General features: G+C 70.3%; 22 protein-coding genes. 11 read left to right on the top strand and 11 right to left on the bottom strand.

The window, feature by feature from the left end; all coding sequences use genetic code 11:
• Positions 1 to 14: 14 nt before the first annotated feature.
• Complete coding sequence (locus tag ACFVYR_RS17970; RefSeq protein WP_384260652.1) at positions 15 to 1,259, bottom strand: D-alanyl-D-alanine carboxypeptidase family protein; 1,245 nt, start codon at positions 1,257 to 1,259, stop codon at positions 15 to 17.
• Positions 1,260 to 1,392: 133 nt separating this feature from the next.
• On the opposite strand from ACFVYR_RS17970, the gene ACFVYR_RS17965 reads away from it, so the two are divergent.
• Genes ACFVYR_RS17965 through ACFVYR_RS17950 form a run of 4 tightly spaced genes read left to right on the top strand, consistent with a single transcriptional unit; the run spans position 1,393 to position 5,724 of the window.
• Positions 1,393 to 1,635 (top strand): SCO4848 family membrane protein, encoded by a 243-nt coding sequence (locus ACFVYR_RS17965; protein ID WP_362332231.1) that lies wholly within the window; start codon positions 1,393 to 1,395, stop codon positions 1,633 to 1,635.
• Between the two features lie 2 nt (positions 1,636 to 1,637).
• Entirely contained in the window at positions 1,638 to 2,972 is a 1,335-nt protein-coding gene (locus ACFVYR_RS17960) for a metallophosphoesterase (protein ID WP_384260654.1), read from the top strand.
• A 50-nt stretch (positions 2,973 to 3,022) separates the two neighbouring features.
• Positions 3,023 to 3,418, top strand: a complete 396-nt coding sequence (locus tag ACFVYR_RS17955) for a hypothetical protein (RefSeq protein ID WP_384260657.1) — start codon at positions 3,023 to 3,025, stop codon at positions 3,416 to 3,418.
• Positions 3,418 to 5,724 carry a DUF4132 domain-containing protein gene (locus tag ACFVYR_RS17950; protein WP_384260659.1) on the top strand — a complete coding sequence of 769 codons (2,307 nt, stop codon included), beginning with the start codon at positions 3,418 to 3,420 and terminating at the stop codon, positions 5,722 to 5,724. The genes ACFVYR_RS17955 and ACFVYR_RS17950 overlap by 1 nt, the downstream gene beginning before the upstream one ends.
• 5 nt (positions 5,725 to 5,729) lie before the next feature.
• Here ACFVYR_RS17950 and ACFVYR_RS17945 read toward each other — a convergent pair whose 3' ends face one another.
• The 9 genes from ACFVYR_RS17945 to ACFVYR_RS17905 all read right to left on the bottom strand — a co-directional run bounded on the left by ACFVYR_RS17945 (position 5,730) and on the right by ACFVYR_RS17905 (position 12,709).
• Entirely contained in the window at positions 5,730 to 6,140 is a 411-nt protein-coding gene (locus ACFVYR_RS17945; RefSeq protein WP_384260662.1) for a VOC family protein, read from the bottom strand.
• A 104-nt stretch (positions 6,141 to 6,244) separates the two neighbouring features.
• Positions 6,245 to 7,312, bottom strand: coding sequence for a hypothetical protein (locus ACFVYR_RS17940; RefSeq protein ID WP_384260663.1), 1,068 nt, complete (start codon positions 7,310 to 7,312; stop codon positions 6,245 to 6,247).
• Entirely contained in the window at positions 7,309 to 7,935 is a 627-nt protein-coding gene (locus tag ACFVYR_RS17935; RefSeq protein WP_384260666.1) for a hypothetical protein, read from the bottom strand. The genes ACFVYR_RS17940 and ACFVYR_RS17935 overlap by 4 nt, the downstream gene beginning before the upstream one ends.
• Before the next feature lie 78 nt (positions 7,936 to 8,013).
• Positions 8,014 to 8,280 carry a hypothetical protein gene (locus ACFVYR_RS17930; protein ID WP_384260668.1) on the bottom strand — a complete coding sequence of 89 codons (267 nt, stop codon included), beginning with the start codon at positions 8,278 to 8,280 and terminating at the stop codon, positions 8,014 to 8,016.
• 153 nt (positions 8,281 to 8,433) lie between these two features.
• Positions 8,434 to 9,204, bottom strand: coding sequence for a succinate dehydrogenase iron-sulfur subunit (locus ACFVYR_RS17925; protein ID WP_384260670.1), 771 nt, complete (start codon positions 9,202 to 9,204; stop codon positions 8,434 to 8,436).
• Positions 9,204 to 10,964, bottom strand: a complete 1,761-nt coding sequence (sdhA, locus tag ACFVYR_RS17920) for a succinate dehydrogenase flavoprotein subunit (RefSeq protein WP_384260673.1) — start codon at positions 10,962 to 10,964, stop codon at positions 9,204 to 9,206. Before sdhA ends, ACFVYR_RS17925 begins: the two co-directional genes overlap by 1 nt.
• Positions 10,965 to 10,980: 16 nt before the next feature.
• A complete protein-coding gene (locus ACFVYR_RS17915) occupies positions 10,981 to 11,475 on the bottom strand; it encodes a succinate dehydrogenase hydrophobic membrane anchor subunit (protein ID WP_384260675.1) in 495 nt (164 codons plus the stop codon).
• 8 nt (positions 11,476 to 11,483) lie between these two features.
• Entirely contained in the window at positions 11,484 to 11,864 is a 381-nt protein-coding gene (sdhC, locus tag ACFVYR_RS17910; protein WP_384260678.1) for a succinate dehydrogenase, cytochrome b556 subunit, read from the bottom strand.
• Positions 11,865 to 12,034: 170 nt separating this feature from the next.
• Complete coding sequence (locus ACFVYR_RS17905; RefSeq protein WP_384260680.1) at positions 12,035 to 12,709, bottom strand: 2-oxo-4-hydroxy-4-carboxy-5-ureidoimidazoline decarboxylase; 675 nt, start codon at positions 12,707 to 12,709, stop codon at positions 12,035 to 12,037.
• 202 nt (positions 12,710 to 12,911) lie between these two features.
• Here ACFVYR_RS17905 and ACFVYR_RS17900 point away from each other — a divergent pair, with 202 nt between their 5' ends.
• From ACFVYR_RS17900 to ACFVYR_RS17885, 4 genes are all read left to right on the top strand, one after another.
• The gene (locus tag ACFVYR_RS17900) at positions 12,912 to 14,534 is read left to right on the top strand and encodes a glycoside hydrolase family 20 protein (RefSeq protein ID WP_384260682.1); all 1,623 of its coding nucleotides are present in this window, start codon (positions 12,912 to 12,914) and stop codon (positions 14,532 to 14,534) included.
• A gap of 139 nt (positions 14,535 to 14,673) precedes the next feature.
• A complete protein-coding gene (locus ACFVYR_RS17895) occupies positions 14,674 to 15,447 on the top strand; it encodes a DUF4328 domain-containing protein (RefSeq protein WP_384260685.1) in 774 nt (257 codons plus the stop codon).
• A 117-nt stretch (positions 15,448 to 15,564) separates the two neighbouring features.
• Entirely contained in the window at positions 15,565 to 16,071 is a 507-nt protein-coding gene (locus ACFVYR_RS17890; protein ID WP_384260687.1) for a hypothetical protein, read from the top strand.
• A gap of 62 nt (positions 16,072 to 16,133) precedes the next feature.
• A complete protein-coding gene (locus ACFVYR_RS17885) occupies positions 16,134 to 16,715 on the top strand; it encodes a hypothetical protein (protein ID WP_384260690.1) in 582 nt (193 codons plus the stop codon).
• Positions 16,716 to 16,838: 123 nt separating this feature from the next.
• On the opposite strand, the gene ACFVYR_RS17880 is transcribed toward ACFVYR_RS17885, so the two are convergent.
• Entirely contained in the window at positions 16,839 to 17,135 is a 297-nt protein-coding gene (locus tag ACFVYR_RS17880) for a hypothetical protein (protein WP_384260692.1), read from the bottom strand.
• 289 nt (positions 17,136 to 17,424) lie between these two features.
• On the opposite strand from ACFVYR_RS17880, the gene ACFVYR_RS17875 reads away from it, so the two are divergent.
• The 3 genes from ACFVYR_RS17875 (at position 17,425) to ACFVYR_RS17865 (ending at position 19,076) form a co-directional block, all read left to right on the top strand.
• A complete protein-coding gene (locus ACFVYR_RS17875) occupies positions 17,425 to 17,862 on the top strand; it encodes a hypothetical protein (RefSeq protein WP_384260695.1) in 438 nt (145 codons plus the stop codon).
• A 143-nt stretch (positions 17,863 to 18,005) separates the two neighbouring features.
• Positions 18,006 to 18,707 (top strand): RNA polymerase sigma factor, encoded by a 702-nt coding sequence (locus ACFVYR_RS17870; protein WP_384260697.1) that lies wholly within the window; start codon positions 18,006 to 18,008, stop codon positions 18,705 to 18,707.
• A gap of 114 nt (positions 18,708 to 18,821) precedes the next feature.
• A complete protein-coding gene (locus tag ACFVYR_RS17865) occupies positions 18,822 to 19,076 on the top strand; it encodes a hypothetical protein (RefSeq protein WP_384260699.1) in 255 nt (84 codons plus the stop codon).
• Positions 19,077 to 19,149 lie beyond the last annotated feature (73 nt).

The raw sequence follows: 19,149 nt of genomic DNA, 5'->3' as shown, positions 1-19,149 counted from the left end.
AGGCCGCTTTCGCGTCAGCTCTGGCGGTCGCGTCGGCCGGACTGGCCCGGCAGCGGCAGCCGGCGCCTGATCACGAAGGCACCCGCGCCGAGCACCGCGAGCACACCGGCCGCGATCGCGAGCGCGGTGCCCATGCCGTTGCCGCCGCCGTCGGAGACGTGCGCTGCCTTCTCCGTCGCGTTCGTGCCCGCGCCGCCACCGCCCGGGGCGCCCTTGCCCGCCCCGCCCGTGGAGGCACCCTTCGGGGCGACGAGCTCGCCCACCGGGTCGACCTTGCCCGCGGCCGCGAAGCCCCAGTCGAAGAGGCGCGCGGTCTCCTTGTAGACCGCGTGGGCCTCGGAGGACGAGGGGTTCATGACGGTGACGAGGAGGACCTTGCCGTTGCGCTCGGCGACACCGGTGAACGTGTTGCCCGCGTGCGAGGTGTAGCCGTTCTTGACACCCGCGATCCCCTTGTAGGGGGTGACACCTTCGGCGCCGGTGAGCAGCTTGTTGGTGTTCTGGATCTCGAAGGGCTCGCGCTTCGTCTTGCCCTTGTCCTTGCCCTTCTCGATCTTCTTGGTCTCACCGGGGAACTGGGCCGTGGCCGTCGAGCAGTACTCGCGGAAGTCCTTCTTCTGCAGCCCGGAGCGCGCGAACAGCGAGAGGTCGTACGCGGAGGACACCTGCCCCTTGGCGTCGTAGCCGTCGGGGGAGATCACATGCGTGTCGAGGGCCTGCAGGTCCTCGGCGTGCTTCTGCATGTCCTTGACGGTCTGCGGGACGCCGTCGTTCATCGCGGACAGGACGTGCACCGCGTCGTTGCCGGACCTCAGGAAGACGCCGAGCCACAGGTCGTGGACGCTGTACGACTCGTTCTCCTTGATGCCGACCATGCTGCTGCCCGCGCCGACGCCCTCCAGGTCGGAGGGCACGACCTTGTGCTGCTGCGTCTTGGGGAACTTCGGCAGGACCGTGTCCGCGAAGAGCATCTTCAGGGTGCTGGCCGGAGGCAGCCGCCAGTGCGCGTTGTGCGAGGCGAGGACCTCGCCGGACTCGGCGTCCGACACGATCCAGGAGCGCCCGGTCAGCTCCTTCGGCAGGACCGGCGCACCTGCCTTGAGCTTCACCTGGGTGCCCGCCGTGCCGAGCAGGGCACCGCCGACGGTGGACATCTTGGCGGGCGGCTTCGGTTGGCCGTCGTCGTCTCCGGGCTTCCCGTCCGCCAGCGCGGGCGCTGCGGTCGACAAGGTCAGCAATGCGGCGGAAGCGACCAACATGGCGGTCTTTTTTACGGCAGGCACGGACGAGAACGTACAGGGCGGGACTGCGGGCGTCGCCGTCGAGGTCCACTGTGTCCCCTCGTCCCCACCCCGGCGGCGGCCCGGCAGGGAAGCTCGCGATACTGAACGTATGAAGCTCAGCCGCCCTGTCTCCTGGTTCCTGCTCGCCTTCGGGGTGTGGAGCTGGTTCATCTGGATCACTTTCGTCAAGAACCTGTGGAAGGACGGCAGTGGGCTGGCCTTCGACGACGCGGACAACCCGACCGGGTACTTCTGGGTGCACCTGACGCTTGCCGTTGTCTCCTTTGTCTTGGGGACGGTGGTAGGGGCCATCGGGTTCCGTGGCGTCCGGGCTCTGCGCAGAACGTCATAACCGTGGTCGTCCTCATGGTCCTCGCGGGCCTGGCCGTCCTCGCGGCCTTGGCGGGTCTCCACTGGTACGTCTGGCGGCGTCTGGTGCGGGACACCACGGCCGGGCCCGGACCGGCCCGGCGCGCGGGGACGGCGGTCTTCGTCGCTGCGCCGCTGACGATGCTCGCGGCGCTCGTGGCCGAGCGGACCGGGGCGCCCTTCCTGTTGCAGCGAATCCTTGCCTGGCCAGGGTTCATGTGGATGGCGATCGCGCTCTACCTGCTGCTCGCGCTGCTCGTGGGGGAGTTGCTGCGGCCGGTGGTGCGGCGGTGGGCGGAACACAGGTCCGTGGGGTCGCAAACGGTGCTCTCCGAAGAGGGCGATCCCGAAAGGGCCGCCTTCGGAGAGGCGGGTCCGACTGTCGCGGCTGCCTCCGCGGACGCCGGAAGCGCCGCCGTTGCCGCCGCCGCGGAGGCCACGGAGTCTGCCCCCGTGGCCCCTGCCCCCGCCCCCTCGACTGCCCTTTCCGCCACCCCTTCGCGCCGTCTCTTCGTCTCCCGGATCATCGGGGGGACCGCCGCCGCCGTCGCGGCGGGGACCGTCGGCTACGGGACGTACGGCGTGCTGCGCGGCCCCAAGGTGAAGCGGGTCACCGTGCCCCTGGCGAAACTCCCGCGCGCGGCACACGGCTTCAGGATCGCGGTGGTCAGCGACATCCACCTCGGGCCAATCCTCGGGCGCGACTTCACCCGGCGCGTGGTCGACACCGTCAACGCCACGCAGCCCGACCTGATCGCCGTGGTGGGCGACCTGGTGGACGGCAGCGTCGAGCACCTCGCCCCGGCCGCCGCGCCGCTCGCCGGGCTGCGGGCACGGCACGGCGCGTATTTCGTCACCGGCAACCACGAGTACTTCTCCGGGGCCGAGCAGTGGGTCGACCACGTACGCGAACTCGGCCTGCACCCGCTGCGGAACGCCCGCACCGAACTCCCCGGCTTCGACCTCGCGGGCGTCGACGACGTGGCGGGCCAGAGCGAGGGGAAGGGCCCCGACTTCGCCAAGGCCCTCGGCGACCGGGACCGCTCGCGCGCCTCCGTTCTCCTCGCGCACCAGCCGGTCGTCATCCACGACGCCGTCGAACACGGCGTCGACCTGCAACTGTCCGGCCATACGCACGGCGGCCAGCTGTGGCCGGGCAACCTCGTCGCCGACCTGGCCAACCCGACGCTCGCGGGCCTGGAGCGGTACGGCGACACCCAGCTCTACGTCACGCGCGGCGCCGGCGCGTGGGGGCCGCCGGTGCGGGTCGGGGCGCCCTCGGACATCACGGTCGTGGAACTGGCGGCGCGGCGGGCGTGAGCGGTCCGGTGGCCCGGCCCGTTGTCAGTGGCTGCCGCTAGCGTTCAGGCATGGGAATGGTGACGTTCGTCGACGAGACGACAGCGGGGGAGCGCCGTGCTGCCTGGGGTCTGGAGGTCGTGGAAGAGCGGCTGACCGTGCGGGAGTTGATCCGGCGCCGGGTCTTTCACGAGGTCGCCGAGTACAACGCTCGTGCGGCGACCGGGGACTTCCGTGGTCTCGTCCAGCCGGTGGACACGGAAAGCCCGTCGGACGGGGGCGCGTCGCGCGGGCCGCGTGAGGTCGACGCCGAGCGGCAGTTCGAGCAGGCGGTCGTGGCGTTCGGGCGAAACGGGTTCCTGGTGATCGTCGGGGACCGGCAGTTGGAGGAGCTGGACGCGGAGGTCGACGTGGTGTTCGGCGCCCGGGTCTCGTTCCTCAAGCTCGTGCCGCTGGTGGGTGGCTGATGAGCGGGCATTACCCCCAGCATGTCGAGGCCGTCACGCGCCTGGCCGCCGTGGGCGACATGGCCGGCCTCGCCGACGTGCTCCTCAAGGCGGCGACCGTCAACGCCAACCGCTGGGACGGTGACGGGGAGCAAGTGCTCGAGATCCTCCGTGCGTTGCCCCCGGAGGAGCGCACCCAGCTCGCCCACGCCCTCGACGAACAGGCCGACCCGCCCGACAGCCACCAGCCCATCGCCCCCCTCCTGACGCTGCTCGGCGTCATCGCCGACGACCTGCCCGGTGACCTGCTCTCCGCCGCGCGTGTCAGACGCCTCCACAAGCTCGGCACGGCGTACTGCGTATGGGGGCACCGCGAGGCCATGGCGCTCGTGGACGCCGAACTCGCCGTCGGCCACCCGATCCCCGCCACGGCCGTCGCCGCCCTGCGCCGCACCGCGGTGGTCGAGTACTACCGGGGGACGGCGCTGACCGATTTCGTCAAGAGGCTGCCCGATCCCGTCGTCAACCCGGGTGAGGCCTGGGCCGACCGGGCCCTCGCGGACGCCGCCGAGCGGGGCGGCACGTGGCTCGAACTCCTGCGGCGGGCCACCACCGCCACGTCGGCCAAGCCCACCGCCGCGTGGGAGAAGAACGCTCGGGCGGTCCTCGGGCGGCTGGACGCCGACGAGGCCCGCGAAACCCTCCTCGCCTGGATCGGCCTGGTGGGCCACCCCCGCACCCTGCCGTTCAACGCCTCCGCCCACACCAGGGCACCGAACGACGAGTACGACCCGTGCAACACCGATGCCCTGCGCGGCCTGGCCTGGCTGGTCGCCCTGCTGCCCGCGCACCCGGACGCCGCCCGCGCGCTCGGCAGGCTCGTCGACGTCTCCCTGCGCAAGATCCCGGGTATCGGCCCGCGCAACCCGAAGGTGGCCAACGCCGGCGTCACCGCGCTCATCCGGTCCGAAGGCGGAGCGGCACTGGCCGAGCTGGCCCGCCTCGCCTCCCGCGTCACGTACAGGACCACCCTCAAACTGATCAACACCGGCCTGGAGGAGCGGGCCGCGGCTCTCGGGCTGAGCCGGGAGGAGGTCGAGGAACTGGTCGTCCCCGCGTACGGACTCACGGAGGTCGGGCACCGCGTCCACCGCTTCGGGGAGTGCGAGGCCGAGTTGCGGGTCAGCGGCACGAAGGCCGCGGTCCACTGGCGGAATGCCGCGGGCAAGCCCGTCAAGACGCCGCCCGCCGCCGTCAGACGGGACCACCCCGACGAGCTGAAGGAGCTGAAGGCGGCCGTCAAGGACATCGACAAGATGCTCTCGGCGCAGGCCGAGCGGCTCGACCGGCAGTTCCTGGCCGGCCGGACGTGGACGTACGCCGCCTGGCGTGCGCGCTGTCTCGACCATCCCCTGGTCGGCACGCTCGCCCGCCGCCTCCTGTGGACCGTCGACGGGACCCCCTGCGGATACGCGGACGGGGCGCTGCGCACCCTCGCGGACGAGCCGGTGACGTCCGCCGGTGGCGAGGTCCCGGACGACTGCGCGGTCGAACTCTGGCATCCGGTCGGCAGGGAACCGGACGAGGTCGTCGCCTGGCAGGAGTGGCTGGAGCGACATGGCGTCACGCAGCCCTTCAAGCAGGCCCACCGGGAGGTGTACCTCCTCACCGACGCCGAGCGCCGGACGGGCACGTACTCGAACCGGTTCGCCGCGCACATCCTGCGCCAGCACCAGTTCAACTCCCTCGCCACGGTGCGTGGCTGGAGCAACCAGTTGCGCCTGAGCGTGGACGACGAGTACCCGCCGGCGGTCCGCGAGTTGCCGCACTGGGGGCTGCGTGCCGAGTACTGGGTCGAGGGCGTCGGCGGCGAGCGCTGGGAGGAGGAGCTCACCGACGCGGGCAGCTATCTGCGGATCCGCACCGACCAGGTGCGCTTCTACCCGATCGACGCCCCGCAGAACACGGCGCACGCGGCAGGCGGGGAGTACCGCATGCGGCTCTACGACGGCCGCGAGCCGGTCGACGCGCTGCCCCTCGACGAGATACCGGCGCTGGTCCTGAGCGAGGTGCTGCGCGACGTCGACCTGTTCGTGGGCGTGGCCAGCGTGGGCAATGACCCCATCTGGCAGGACGGCGGTCCGCAGGGACGCTTCCGCGAGTACTGGACGTCGTATTCGGGCGGGTCGTCGGTGGAGGGAGCCGCCTTCACCGGCTATCTGCCCTTCGAGGGTGACCGGACGCTGGCGGTCGTCCTGAGCAAGGCGATGATGCTGGCCAACGACAAGGAGATAACGGATCCGACGATCCGCAGCCAGTTGGGCTGACGCTCTCAGGGCGTGCGGGCCAGCTCCGGCCGCTTCAGGTAGTCCGTGAAGCCGACGACGTTGCCCCATGCGTCGGTGATCTCCACGGTCCAGCCGGTGGCCACGGAGAACGGCTCGCTCAGCAGGGTGATGCCCGCCGCCACCAGGGCCTGGCCCTTCGCACGGGCGTCGGGGACCTCCAGCCAGACGCGGGGGGATGGCCACGGCGGCGTACGCGGCACGATGCCGTCCTCCACGCGCAGGAGCAGGCCCGGCGTCTCCTTGCCGACCTTCAGGATGGCGAGCCCGAGTTCGTCGAGCCGGGCCGCGACCGGGAAGCCGGCCCGCTCGTAGAACCCGACGGCCTCGCCGAGATCGCCGACGGGGAACAGGACGTTGTCGAAGCCGAGCAGTACGACCGGCTGGTTGTCTGACATTCCGTCAGGGTAGGACGGGCGCCGTCGCACCGGCGCAGGCGCGCATGAAGCGCACCACGCGGGCCCGATTCTTCGACCGTACGGCCCCCTGGACCGGCGCACACCTACCGGTTGATGGACTGGATCTCCTGGACGTCGACGTCCTGGGTGCCTTCGAACGTGCCGTCGGGCAGGTCGCCCCCGGCACCGCCGTTGCCCTTCCAGGTGATCTCCCACGTGATGGAGGCCTTCATCCGGAACGGGTCGCCGCCCGTCGCCCGCAGGTACTTGATGCCGCACGGCGGGTCCTCCTTCGCGGAGCCCTTCTTGTACGGCGTACCGATGCTGCCGTCGTCGTCGACCGCGCACTCGCCGTCCGCGGGGAACGTCTCGGCGTCCGACGTGCCGGGGTCCAGGTGGAGGCTGACGGGCTTGGCAGTGGTCTCGGCCCACAGGCCCGTGCCCGGTAGCTCGGCGCGGACCTTCACCGGCTCGAACTTCCCCTTGTCCAGCCAGACCCAGGTGGGCAGGTTCACGGTCGACCTGCCCGTCGGCTTCATCTCGACCTTGGTGTCGGGGACCTTGATCCGGTCGTACGCGTAGGAGGCGAGCACCTTGGGCGTCGGGGCGTTGGCGACCTTGGGAAGGGTCCCCGCGTCCTGCCAGAAAAGGTTCTTCTCGCACTCGTACGCTTCCGGGTCGTCCTCCATGTCCGGATTGACGACGCCCCGCCAGAACCTGCCGTCCTTGCCGAGGTTGAAGTTCTTGTACCCCTTGTCGCCGTCGGACTGGGTCTTGCCCTTCTCGTAGTGGTCGATCATCAGGTCCCGGCCCCAGCTGAGGGTGGGGGTCACCGGGACCAAGTCGTTGTTCGGCTCCTTCTTGAGCCGGTCGACCGCTTCCTTGACCTGCTCGGACGTGGCCACGGGCTCGTACCAGCAGACGGGCGGCCGCCAGTTCGGGTCCACCGGCACGACGGGTTCGGCCGACCCGCCCTTGCCGCCGCTGAGCTGGGAGACCTGGATGTTGCTTGTCCCGGTGGCGGCCATGAGGGTGTTGCCCTTGGCGCCGCCGGAGGGTCCGGGAGCATGCTGATCGCCCTTGTCTCCGATGGCGTACGCCGTGGCGGAGAGGCCTGCGGAGAGGGCCGTGGCGAGGAGGAACGCGCAGGCGGTGTACCGGGCTCGCCTCACTTGCACCCACCCGGAACGGTGTCGAGGGAGACGGTCTGCCACACGCCCCGCGACGACTTGGTGAGCCTGGCCCGGTACTGAAGGATCGAATCGGGGCTGTCGGGGGTTCTGGTGACCTTGCCGGTCTTGCGGTTCTTCGTGGACGACTTGCGCTCGTCGACGCAGTAGAAGAGCACGCCCGCTCCGTTGTCCGTGACGTGCGCCTTGGGGTTGTAGGCCTTGATCTCGCCGGTCAGGCTGTCGTCGGTCCCGACGAAGTTTTTGATCCACTTGCGGGCGGTGGCCAGGGAACTGCCCGAGTCGTAGAAGGCGACCGCCTTGGAGTTCGGGTTGGCCTCGATGATCGCCGCGTACTTCGCCCGCAGTTCTTCCCGGCCGTCGTCCAGGATGTGTTGCAGTTTCGGGTCGCTGTTTGTCCAGCTCGCGAAGTCCGCCTTGAACTCCGACGGAAGCTTGATCTTCGGCCGTTCGACGCCGTCGGGCGTCTCGGAGGGTTCCTTGGAAGCCGACGCCCCGCCACCGCTGTCCGCCCCGGCGATCTTGTCGGAGGAGCCGCCCTCATCCCCTCCCGAACCGCACGCGGTCAACAGCAGGGCGGCGGACGCGGTCAGTGCGGCAGTCATGAGGTGAAGGGGATGACGGTTCACTCTGAACTCCTCTTGCGGGGGGAAATGTGTGTGGGGGGAGGTGGGGGATGGGGCCTATGGGCAGGCGGACAGGAAGTTCCTGATGTCAGTGATCGTCGTCCGCCACTCGGAGATCTCGTTGCCGTCCTCGTCGACCGTGGCGACGAGGCACGAGTCGACCTCGTCCCGCGCCGCGTCGACGCGGCGCAGAGCGCGCAGCCAGCTGTCCCGGTAGTCGTCGGCGCTCCAGTAGGAGAGGTCCATCGGAAAGTCCTCCGAGAAGTCCCCCACCGTGATCCTGCCGACGGCCACGGTGCCGTTCGCGGCCTCCTCCGATGGCACCGAGACCACCTGGATCGAGAAGGCGTCGCTTCTTGATGTGATCGAGGTCCGCGTCGTAGGTGTCAATCCTCTGCCCTTGTGCTCCCAGGGAACCCCTAGGGCCCCGCTCCGGACTGGAGCGGGGCCCTGGGGGACGTACAGGCGGAAGCCGGGTCAGAAGCGGCGCGTGATCAGCGCACGCTTCACTTCCTGGATCGCCTTCGTGACCTCGATGCCACGCGGGCACGCGTCCGTGCAGTTGAACGTCGTGCGGCAGCGCCACACGCCGTCCTTGTCGTTGAGGATCTCCAGGCGCTGCTCACCCGCCTCGTCACGGCTGTCGAAGATGAAGCGGTGCGCGTTCACGATCGCGGCCGGGCCGAAGTACTGGCCGTCGTTCCAGAAGACCGGGCACGACGACGTGCAGGCGGCGCAGAGGATGCACTTCGTCGTGTCGTCGAAGCGCTCACGGTCCTCGGCGGACTGCAGGCGCTCGCGCGTCGGCTCGTTGCCCGAGGTGACCAGGAACGGCATGACGTCGCGGTAGGCCTGGAAGAACGGGTCCATGTCGACGACCAGGTCCTTCAGGACCGTCAGACCCTTGATCGGCTCGACCGTGATCGGCTTGGCCGGGTTGATGTCCTTGATCAGGGTCTTGCAGGCGAGACGGTTCTTGCCGTTGATCCGCATGGCGTCCGAGCCGCAGATGCCGTGCGCGCAGGAGCGACGGAACGTCAGCGTGCCGTCGATGTCCCACTTGACCTTGTGGAGGGCGTCGAGGACACGCTCCTTGGGGTCGATCTCCAGCTGGAAGTCTTCCCAGGTGGCGTCCGCCGAGACCTCGGGGTTGAAGCGGCGTACGCGCAGGGTGATCGTGATGTACGGGGAGTCGGCGAAGCCCGCCTCGGGCTTCGCGTCTTCCTTCTCGAGGGTCGGGGTAGCCATCAGTACTTACGCTCCATCGGCTGGTAGCGGGTCTGGACGACCGGCTTGTAGTCGAGACGGATCGTCTCCGTGCCGTCGTCGCCGACCTCGCGGTACGCCATGGTGTGGCGCATGAAGTTGACGTCGTCGCGGGTGGGGAAGTCCTCGCGGTAGTGACCGCCGCGCGACTCCTTGCGGGCGAGCGCGGACTGCGCCATGACCTCGGCCAGGTCGAGCAGGTTGCCCAGCTCGATGGCCTCCAGGAGGTCGGTGTTGAACCGCTTGCCCTTGTCCTGGATGGACACGTTCTTGTAGCGGGCGCGGAGCTCGGCGATCTTCTCCACGGCCGTCTTGATCGTCTGCTCCGTGCGGAACACCATGACGTTGGCGTCCATGGTCTCCTGCAGCTCCCTGCGGAGCTCGGCGACCCGCTCGTTGCCCTTGGCGTCGCGCAGCTGCTCGACGAGGGAGACGACCAGTTCCTCCGGGTTCTCCGGAAGCTCGACGAAGTCGTTCTTCGCGGAGTACTCGGCGGCGGCGATGCCCGCGCGCTTGCCGAAGACGTTGATGTCCAGGAGGGAGTTGGTGCCGAGGCGGTTGGCGCCGTGCACCGAGACGCAGGCGACCTCGCCGGCCGCGTACAGGCCGGGGACGACCGTCGTGTTGTCCGCCAGGACCTCGCCCTCGACGTTCGTCGGGATGCCGCCCATGGCGTAGTGCGCGGTCGGCTGGATCGGGATCGGGTCCGTGTAGGGCTCGATGCCGAGGTAGGTGCGCGCGAACTCGGTGATGTCCGGGAGCTTGGCGTCCAGCTGCTCCGGCGGCAGGTGCGTCAGGTCGAGGTAGACGTGGTCGCCCTCGGGACCGCAGCCGCGGCCCTCACGGATCTCCGTGTAGATGGAGCGGGACACGACGTCACGGGACGCGAGGTCCTTCATGACCGGCGCGTACTTCTCCATGAAGCGCTCGCCGTCCTTGTTGCGGAGGATGCCGCCCTCACCGCGGGCGCCCTCCGTGAGGAGGATGCCCATGCGCCAGATGCCGGTCGGGTGGAACTGGAAGAACTCCATGTCCTCCAGGGGGAGGCCCCGGCGGTAGCAGGCCGCCTGGCCGTCGCCCGTCAGCGTGTGCGCGTTCGACGTCACCTTGAAGAACTTGCCGGTGCCGCCGGACGCGTAGATCACGGCCTTGGCCTGGAAGATGTGGATCTCGCCGGTGGCCAGCTCGTACGCGACGACGCCCGCGCTCTTCTTCACCCCGGTCGCGGGGTCCTCGACGATGATCTGGTCGAGGACGTAGAACTCGTTGAAGAACTCCACACCCTCCTTGACGCAGTTCTGGTAGAGGGTCTGGAGGATCATGTGGCCGGTGCGGTCGGCCGCGTAGCAGGACCGGCGCACGGCGGCCTCGCCGTGGTTACGGGTGTGTCCGCCGAAGCGACGCTGGTCGATGGTGCCGTCCGGGGTGCGGTTGAACGGCAGGCCCATCTTCTCCAGGTCGAGGACCGCGTCGATGGCCTCCTTCGCCAGGATCTCGGCGGCGTCCTGGTCGACCAGGTAGTCACCGCCCTTGATCGTGTCGAAGGTGTGCCACTCCCAGTTGTCCTCCTCCACGTTGGCGAGCGCGGCGGCCATGCCGCCCTGCGCCGCGCCCGTGTGGGAGCGGGTGGGGTACAGCTTCGTCAGCACGGCGGTGCGGCTGCGCTTCGTCGCCTCGATGGCGGCGCGCATGCCGGCGCCGCCCGCGCCGACGATGACGGTGTCGTACTTGTGAATCTTCACGGAAGTCGCCTCGGCTTTAGCGGATGTTCGGGTCGAAGGTGAAGATCACCAGCGTGCCCAGAAGGATGGTGAACACCGTGGCGGTGTACAGCAGGCCCTTGAGCCACAGACGCGTGTTCGGGCGCTCCGCGTAGTCGTTGATGACCGTGCGCAGGCCGTTGGCGCCGTGCAGCATCGCGAGCCACAGCATCAGCAGGTCCCAGACCTGCCAGAACGGCGAGGCCCAGCGACCGGCGACGAACGCGAAGCCGATCTTCGAGACACCGCCGTCGAGCACCAGCTGGATCAGCAGGTGGCCGAGGACGAGGACGACCAGGACGACACCGGACAGGCGCATGAAGAGCCATGCGGCCATCTCGAAGTTGCCGCGGGTCGAGCGCGGGGTCTTGGAGGTGCGCTTGCGGGGCGCCTCGATGACCGGGGCCGGGTGGTCGGAGTCGTAGAGCGAGGCGCCCTCGACGGGGCCGACTCCGGACGTTCCGGACTTCTCAAGCGTGGTGTCAGCAGACATGTCTGGCGTCAGCTCCCGAAGAGTTCGCGGACGGCGTGGCCGAGGACGGGGTAGAGCGCCCCGACCATCAGGACGACCCAGATACCGACGACGGTCCAGAGCATCTGCTTCTGGTAGCGGGGACCCTTCGACCAGAAGTCGACGGCGATGACGCGCAGGCCGTTGAGTGCGTGGAAGAGGATGGCGGCGACCAGGCCGTACTCGAGGAGTCCGACGATGGGCGTCTTGTAGGTACTGACGACATCGTCGTACGCCTCGGGGGAGACGCGGACGAGAGCGGTGTCGAGCACATGCACGAACAGGAAGAAGAAGATGAGGACGCCGGTGACTCGATGAGCCACCCATGACCACATTCCTTCCCGGCCGCGGTACAGCGTTCCAGCCGGCACGGAAGTTCCTCCGGGAGCGGGGGTTGGGGCCGGCCGCCAGTCTTCTTGTCAAAGAAAGAGCAGCTCTGTCGGACGAGCCCGGCCGGGTACGGTCCACCGGCCGCTCGTCATCGTATCGACGAGTTGTCGGTGGGCCTGCCCCGGGTCCACAGGTGTGATCAAACAGGCAATCAAACAGGCACGTACGGGCTATCGGGGCGTGCGGGCGGGCGGCTCGCCCCGGTGGCCTGTCCGAGGGCCGCTCCCGCGGCGTGTTCCGCGTCGTGGCCCAGGGCGAGCCTGGTCAGCCTGGACCGGGCGAGCCGCCGCAGTTCGTCGGCCGCGACGGCGCGCTCGTCCTCCGGATCGTTGCCGAGGCGTGACCGGATGCCGGAGAGGAGATGGTCGAGCGCCTCGCCCGGCGCCACGTCGTCGAGGCAGATCACGAAGGAGTGCCCGAAGCGGCTCTCGTACGCGGCGTGGGCGGCGCGCAGGGCGGTGTGGGCGGCGGCGCGGGTGGCGGGGGCGGCGACCTGGTACGGGATCTCGGGATCAAGCGGTTCGCAGGCCAGGGCCTCGGCGAGGTCACCGGGCGTCAGGTCGTACGCCGCCTCGTCGGACGCGGCGAGCAGCGCGTCGAGGTCGGGGTAGGGCCGGTGGGCGGTGACGCGGCGGGCCCAGCGCAGGCTGCCGCAGCAGCTGAGCAGGGCGGCTTCGGCCGCGCCCGGCGTGGCGGCGTTCAACTGGTGCGGCGCGGGGGTGGCGCGACCGGCGGGACCGGTGGGGCCGGTGGGACCGGCGAGACGGGGTGAACGGTGCGGGGGCAGCGTGCGCTCCTGGACAGGGGGCGGCAAGGAGGGGGCCATGCGGGTGTGGGGGTGGTGCAACGCTATCGAGACGTGCGGTCAGCTGTCCGATGGATGAGCGAATTTCACTCGAATGGGAGAGTTTCGACGTGTTCTGTGGACGAGCCGCCTGGGGGAGGGCGTCGTAGCGTGGCGGTATGGCTCTGATATTGGCTCCGATATCGACGTCAGTGACAGCTCTCACGGTGACGAGGGGTGACCGGTGAGGCGCGGGCCGGTGGTCGCCGCGAGCGGCGTCGCCGTCGCCGGGGCCGCGGTCCTTGCCGTGGGCCTCTGGCCCGGCGGCTCGGACGGCGGGGGAAGCGCGCGCGTGTCGCCGTCGCGGGAGGAGTCCGCCGCCGCGTCCCCGGCGAGTCCCACCAAGAGCTACGCGCTCTCCAAGGCCCCTGCCACCATCCCCGCCGTGCGCGAGCACACCGCCGCCCGCGGCCCAGGCTGGCGTCCCGCCGAGGGAAAGGGCCGCGTGGTCGTCCGTGACGACGGCCTCGCGGACGAGGCGCGGCTGCTCGCCGGCGAGCTGAAGCTGTCGTACGGGGGAGACGCGAAACCCCGCGAGGGCGACGTGGAGCTGGCGCTCGGCAAGGACGAGAACAGCGAGGGCAAGAGCAGCAAGGCGAAGAGCGGCGGCGACGAGTCGTACACGCTGACCGTGAAGGAGCGGCGCGTGCGGATATCCGCGCCCACCGAGGCCGGTGTCTTCTACGGGACCCGCACCCTCAAGCAGGAGGTGAGCGGCGGCAGGACCGCTCCCGAGGGCGAGGTGCGGGACCGCCCGGCCAAACCGCAGCGCGGCTTCATGGTCGACATAGCGCGCAAGCACTTCGACGTGAAGTGGATCGAGGACCGCATACGCGAGCTCGGCGACCTCAAGTACAACCAGCTCGGCCTGCATTTCTCCGACGACCAGGCGTTCCGCATCGCGTCGGACTCGCACCCCGAGATCGTCTCATCCGACCACCTCACCAAGGACCAGGTCCGCCACCTGGTGAAGCTGGCCGAGAGCAGGCACATCACGGTCGTGCCCGAGATCGACTCACCCGGCCACCTCGGCGCCGTCATCAAGCAGCACCCCTCGCTCCAGCTCCGCACCGCCCGCGGCACTGCCACGCGCGGAGCCGTCGACATCTCCGAACCGGAGGCGGGGAAGATCGTCGACGACCTGCTCAAGGAGTACGCCGAGTTGTTCCCCGGCGCGTACTGGCACCTCGGCGCCGACGAATACCAGGCCCTGACCGTCAAGGACCCCGAGTCCACCTATCCGCAACTGGCCGCCGCCGCCCGCAAGCGCTACGGCCCCGACGGCCGCGTCCAGGACCTGGCGACGGGCTGGCTCAACGACCGTGCCGACACCGTGCGCCCGCACAAGAAGAAGCTGAAGGCGTGGAACGACGGGTTCTTCCGGGGTGGGACAGCCGAGGCCGCCGACGACCTGGAGGTCGCCTACTGGACGGGCAAGGAGATCGGCGCGCGTGAGCCCGTCGAGTATCTGAAGGCGGGCCGCAAGCTCACCAACTACAACGACGAGTACCTCTACTACGTCCTCGGCCAGCCCAACGACTTCCGCTATCCGACCGGGCAGCGGATATACGAGAGCTGGACCCCGCTGGTCGTCCGCGGCACGAGGCCGGTGGACGCGCGGTACGACGACCAGATCCTCGGCGGCACGTTCGCGGTCTGGGGCGACCTCGCGGGCGCGCAGAGCCAGGAGCAGGTGGCGAAGGGCATACGCATGCCGCTGCGGGCCACCGCCCAGAAGCTCTGGGACCCCAGAAAGCCGACGCTGGCCTGGGACGACTTCGTGAAACTCGCTGATACCGTCCGGTAGCCGCTGTCCGGCGCCCTGGGGAGGGACGCGGGCGGCTCCATTCACTCGTGAACCACCCGTGGGGGGTCGCTCGACCATGCTGTCCCAAGAACACCCGGACCATCCAGACCATCCAGATCATCCGGACCAGCCACACCTCTTGAACCATCCGCACCACCCGCCGCAGCAGTACGCCCCCGCCGCGCGCCCCGCCTGGCTGCGCTCGCCGGTCGGCCTCAGCCGGGCGGTCATGGCGCTGCTCGGGGTCGTCATCGCCGCCGACCTGTACTCGCTGTGGGCGGGCACCGTCATGCGGAACGTGATGGCGGACCTGCTCGCGGGGGAGTTCGGGGCGGGTGTGGCGCGGGATGCCGAGCACGCCGACACGCTGTACGCGGTCTCCGGCTTCCTGCAGACCGGGGCGCTGATCGCGACCTGCGCCGTGTTCCTCGTCTGGTTCCACCGGGTGCGGGTGAACGCCGAGGTGTTCGAGCCGCACATCCACCGCAAGACGCGCGGCTGGACCGTGGGGTCCTGGTTCGTGCCCGTCCTGAACTTCTGGTTCCCGCGGCGGATCGCCGTCGACATCTGGGACGCGAGCGGCGACCGTTCGGTGGCTCTGGACCGCACGACCCTCGACCCGTCGGCGGGCGGCGCTCCGCACCGGCTCGTGAACGCCTGGTGGACGCTGTGGGTGGCGAACCTCCTCGCCGGGCGGTGGTCCACCCAGTCGTACTGGCGGGCGGAGGAGCCCGACGAGATCAAGGCGGCCGTCGGGAACCTGATGTTCTCCGACGCGCTCGACATCGCGGCGGCCGTCCTCGCCATCCTCTTCGTGCACCGCCTCACGGGCATGCAGGACCGCAAGGCCAGGTCGGGACCGCCGCGGCCGCAGCCGCTGCCGGTGGTGCCGGGGCCGCTCGCCGCGCCGTGACGCGGGCTTCCGGATTTCGGCTTCCGGGGTGGCCAACCCGCGGACATCTGTGGTGTATTCGGCCTCGGAGCCCGGTACGGGCATGACGCGGGACGAGCACTACGGGGGGTGCGCGGCATGGGTTACTGGGGGTACTACGTCGTCGGCAGGAGCGAGCGGCCGCTCGCGGAGCTCGCGGCGGTGGCCGCGGTACGGGACGAGCTGACGCTCCTCGACCGGCGGCCCGACGGCTGGCAGGTGTGGGAGGTGCCGGGCGGCGACGGCACGCGGGACGTCGGGAACATGAACACGCTGGCCATGGAGACGGGCGCACCCGCGCTCTTCGGCTATGTGATGGCCAGCGACTGCGTGGTCGTCGAGGCGGCGGCTCCCGAGAGCGGGGCGTGGACCACCTGTCTGGCGCGGAGCGCGATGGCCGGATACCTCGGCGACGCCGAACTGACCGTGGAGGACTACTTCCTCGAACCGCGCGACGCCGCGCAGCGGGCGGTGGCCTGGGCGGCGGAGTCGGGCAGAACGGTGCCGGCGGGGCCGTTGCTGGACGTGCTGAACGCGGCTGCCCAGCCCTCGGCGGAGGAGCTCTTCTTCCGCTTCCTCGACCGCCTCGGCGTGGTCCGCCAGTGACGTTCCCGGGCCGGTGCACGCAGTAAGGGGCAGTGCAGGGTCCGGGACGGGAGACGTAGAGCATGAGCCTGGTGGAGCTGATCGCGCAGGCCGACGAGCGGGGCCTGGCGGCGAGTGGCCTCGCCTGCCTCGACCGGTGCGTTCCGGTGCTCGGCGGCGACGACGACCTGCTGCGCCCGCTGTGGACGAAGGTCGCGGAGGGCGGCGACTGGGGCGGGCCGCTGGCCGACGCGCGCTCGGCGCTGGGTAGGTCGGCGGGGCCGGGCCGAGCGGCCTTCGGGGCCTGTGACGAGGCGGCGGCGCTCGCCCGGCGGATGTTCGACGCCGTCCCCCGGGCGTATTCGGGGTCGGGGGTGCGGGAGTGGGCGGACGGCTGCTCCGTCGCCGCTCTCCAGGTCCACCGCCTCCTTGAGACCGCGCCGGACCGCGGGGCCCGCACGGTGGCGGCGCGCCGCGAGGGCCGCACGGACGGCATGACGCCGCTGGTCGCGTCCGAACTCCGGCGCCAGGTCCGGATCCTGGAACTGCTGTCCAACAAGGGCGCGGGCCCGGCGGGTGGCCTGCGGCAGGCGCTCGACGTCTCCATGGAAGGGCGACGGGTGCTGCGGGCGGTGGTGTCGCGGCGGGCGCGGGGACAGGGCTGACGGCGCCGGAGCGTGGTGAAGGATTTCCGCCAATACCGAAAGTGCCGTGGCGAGAAGCGAACGGTGGCTACGGTAGCCCGGGGCGAATATCGGCCCCTTGAATTCTGGTGGAGGTGGAGGAATTCAGCACCGCTCGCTTCCGGCCGGGTGCGGGACGTCGGCGGTGCCCGTGCAGGTGACGCGGTACGTCACGGGGGCCGTGGGCAGTGGGTGCCGCCGATCGGAATCGCCGCCGCCGAGAAGGGCGTACGCGATGAAGGCGGCGCAGATGCCGATGAGCGCCGTGCCGACGGCTACGACGCGGCGGTCCGAGATCTCACCGACGACCGTCGGGTCGTCGGGATCCTCCGGAACAACGGCTTCCCCTAATTCCGCGTACTCGACGCTTTCCCTGATGTCCGTCGCGTTTTCGTCCTTCATCCATCTCCCCCACCCCGGGCGCTCTGCAAATCCGCCCGGTTATACAACACCTCGGTCTCCGTTCGCCAGGACGAGAAGAAAACGGACCAAACGCTTGACGGCGCGAGGAGAATTCTCGTATCGCGATGCCCGACGCGTGAGTCCCGCCCAGGGTTGTACCGGCCTTGTGGATCGGCCGGGTGAGAAGCGCCACGTCGGAAAGCCGTCATGGTCGGGGAGCGGCTTGCGCTGAGTAGGACGAGGGCGCGTCGTGCGCTTTCCGGATCACCGGGGCGAAGGAGTGGCAGTCATGGACGGCGAGGGCAGACAGGCGGCTCGGGCGGGGGATATGCGGGGGCAGGCCCGGGAGTTTGTCGCGCGGGCCACTGCCCGCAATCGGCTGCCTCTTGACTTCTCCGTCGCTAGCCTCCGCGTCGTCGACTTCCTCATCGAGGGCCTGCGAAAGGGCGGCCGTGATGGGGGCGAGATCGCCGGGACGCTGTTCGGGCTCGGCGCCTACGTAGGTGAAGTCCTCGTCCGCCGCGCCGGCGCCGTCTGGATCGATTTCGATGCCGGACAGCGGGAATTCTTCGGGCAGACCGTCGGCGTCCGGATGCCGGACGGCCGGGTATGGAATCCCCTCGGCAAGGTCGTCAATTGCCTTGAGCGCGGCGGAATGGGTGGCTCCGAAGGGTCCCTCCAGGCCTTTTACCTCACGCTGCCGGGACGGGCGCGGCGCGCGGCGTGAAAGAGCCGTCGGGCAGTTTTTGAGCCTTCTTTCGTTATGGGCGGCTGCGGCAGAGTGTGCCGGGCGCGGGGGCGGAGCGGGAAACGCGGGGCGCGGCAGGACGCGGGCACGGTGGGCGGTGCCGACGGAGTGAAGAGGAGAGCGTGGCGCAGGGTGGGGAACATCGTCGTTCAGCGGCTCGTGACGAAGAGCTGACGCGGGCTCTGGGGGCCGCGCGGGAGGGGGACGAGGAGGCTTTCGCCCTTGTCTACCGGTGCGTGCACCCAGAAATTCTCGGCTTCCTGCGCGGACTCGTCCGCGACGACGCGGAAGACGTCGCGTCCGAGGTCTGGCTGCAGATCGTCCGGGATCTCGGCCGCTTCCGCGGCGGCGGCGCCGACTTCCGCCGCTGGGCCGCGGCGGTCGCGCGCCATCGCGCCATCGACCATCTGCGGCGGCTGGGCAGCAGGCCCCGGGCCACGCTGACCGAGCAGGACATGCTCGACATCCCGGCCGTGGACGACACGGCGGGCCGCGCCCTGGAGACGCTCTCGACGGAGCACGTCCTCGACCTGGTCGCCGACCTGCCGCCCGGCCAGGGCGAGGCGGTGCTGCTGCGGGTGGTCGTGGGCCTCGACGCGCCCGCCGTCGCGCGGGTGCTCGGCAAGCGGCCCGCGGCGGTGCGGTCGGCCACGTACCGCGGACTGCGCGGGCTGGCCCGGCAGTTGGCGGGCGGGGACGCCGTGCCGCCGGTGGCGCCGGGCGCCGCGGGCCTTTCGCGCCGCGCCCGCCTGCCCCCGTACCGGCAGCGTGCGGAACCCGGCGAGTCCTGCGTGGGGCGGCAGCTGTCCTGCGCCCCACGGTAGGGGGAAGGACCGTGGCACCGTTGCGCTTGGCGTGCTCTCGCCAAAGTGCCGACCTGCTCGTTACCTGACGAGCCATCATCAGGCGACCCGGCCGTCACGGCCACGGAGAGGCCCGTGCCGGATGAACTCGGATTCGATGAGCTGCTGGACGACGGCGGCCTGATCACCCGGCTGCTCGGCAGGACCGCCGCCGGACGCGGACGGGACCTGCTCCACGGTCCCGGCCTCCCCGTCGTGCTGCTCGCCGGCGGGCCCGGCACGGGCAAAGGACGGCTCCTCAAGTGCGTACGACGGCACTTCGGGCCGCGCGTCCCCGTCGTGTACGTCGACTGCGCCCTCACCGACTGCCGTGAGCAGGCCGAGCAGTGACCGGGGAGCCGCTCGGAAGTGACCGAGGTACTGCGCGAGATCGCGCTGCAGTACGGCGACTGGGGCGGCGACG

This window comes from Streptomyces sp. NPDC058284 (assembly GCF_042881135.1).
Classification (GTDB): domain Bacteria; phylum Actinomycetota; class Actinomycetes; order Streptomycetales; family Streptomycetaceae; genus Streptomyces.
This window is presented reverse-complemented; position numbering and strand designations above follow the sequence as displayed.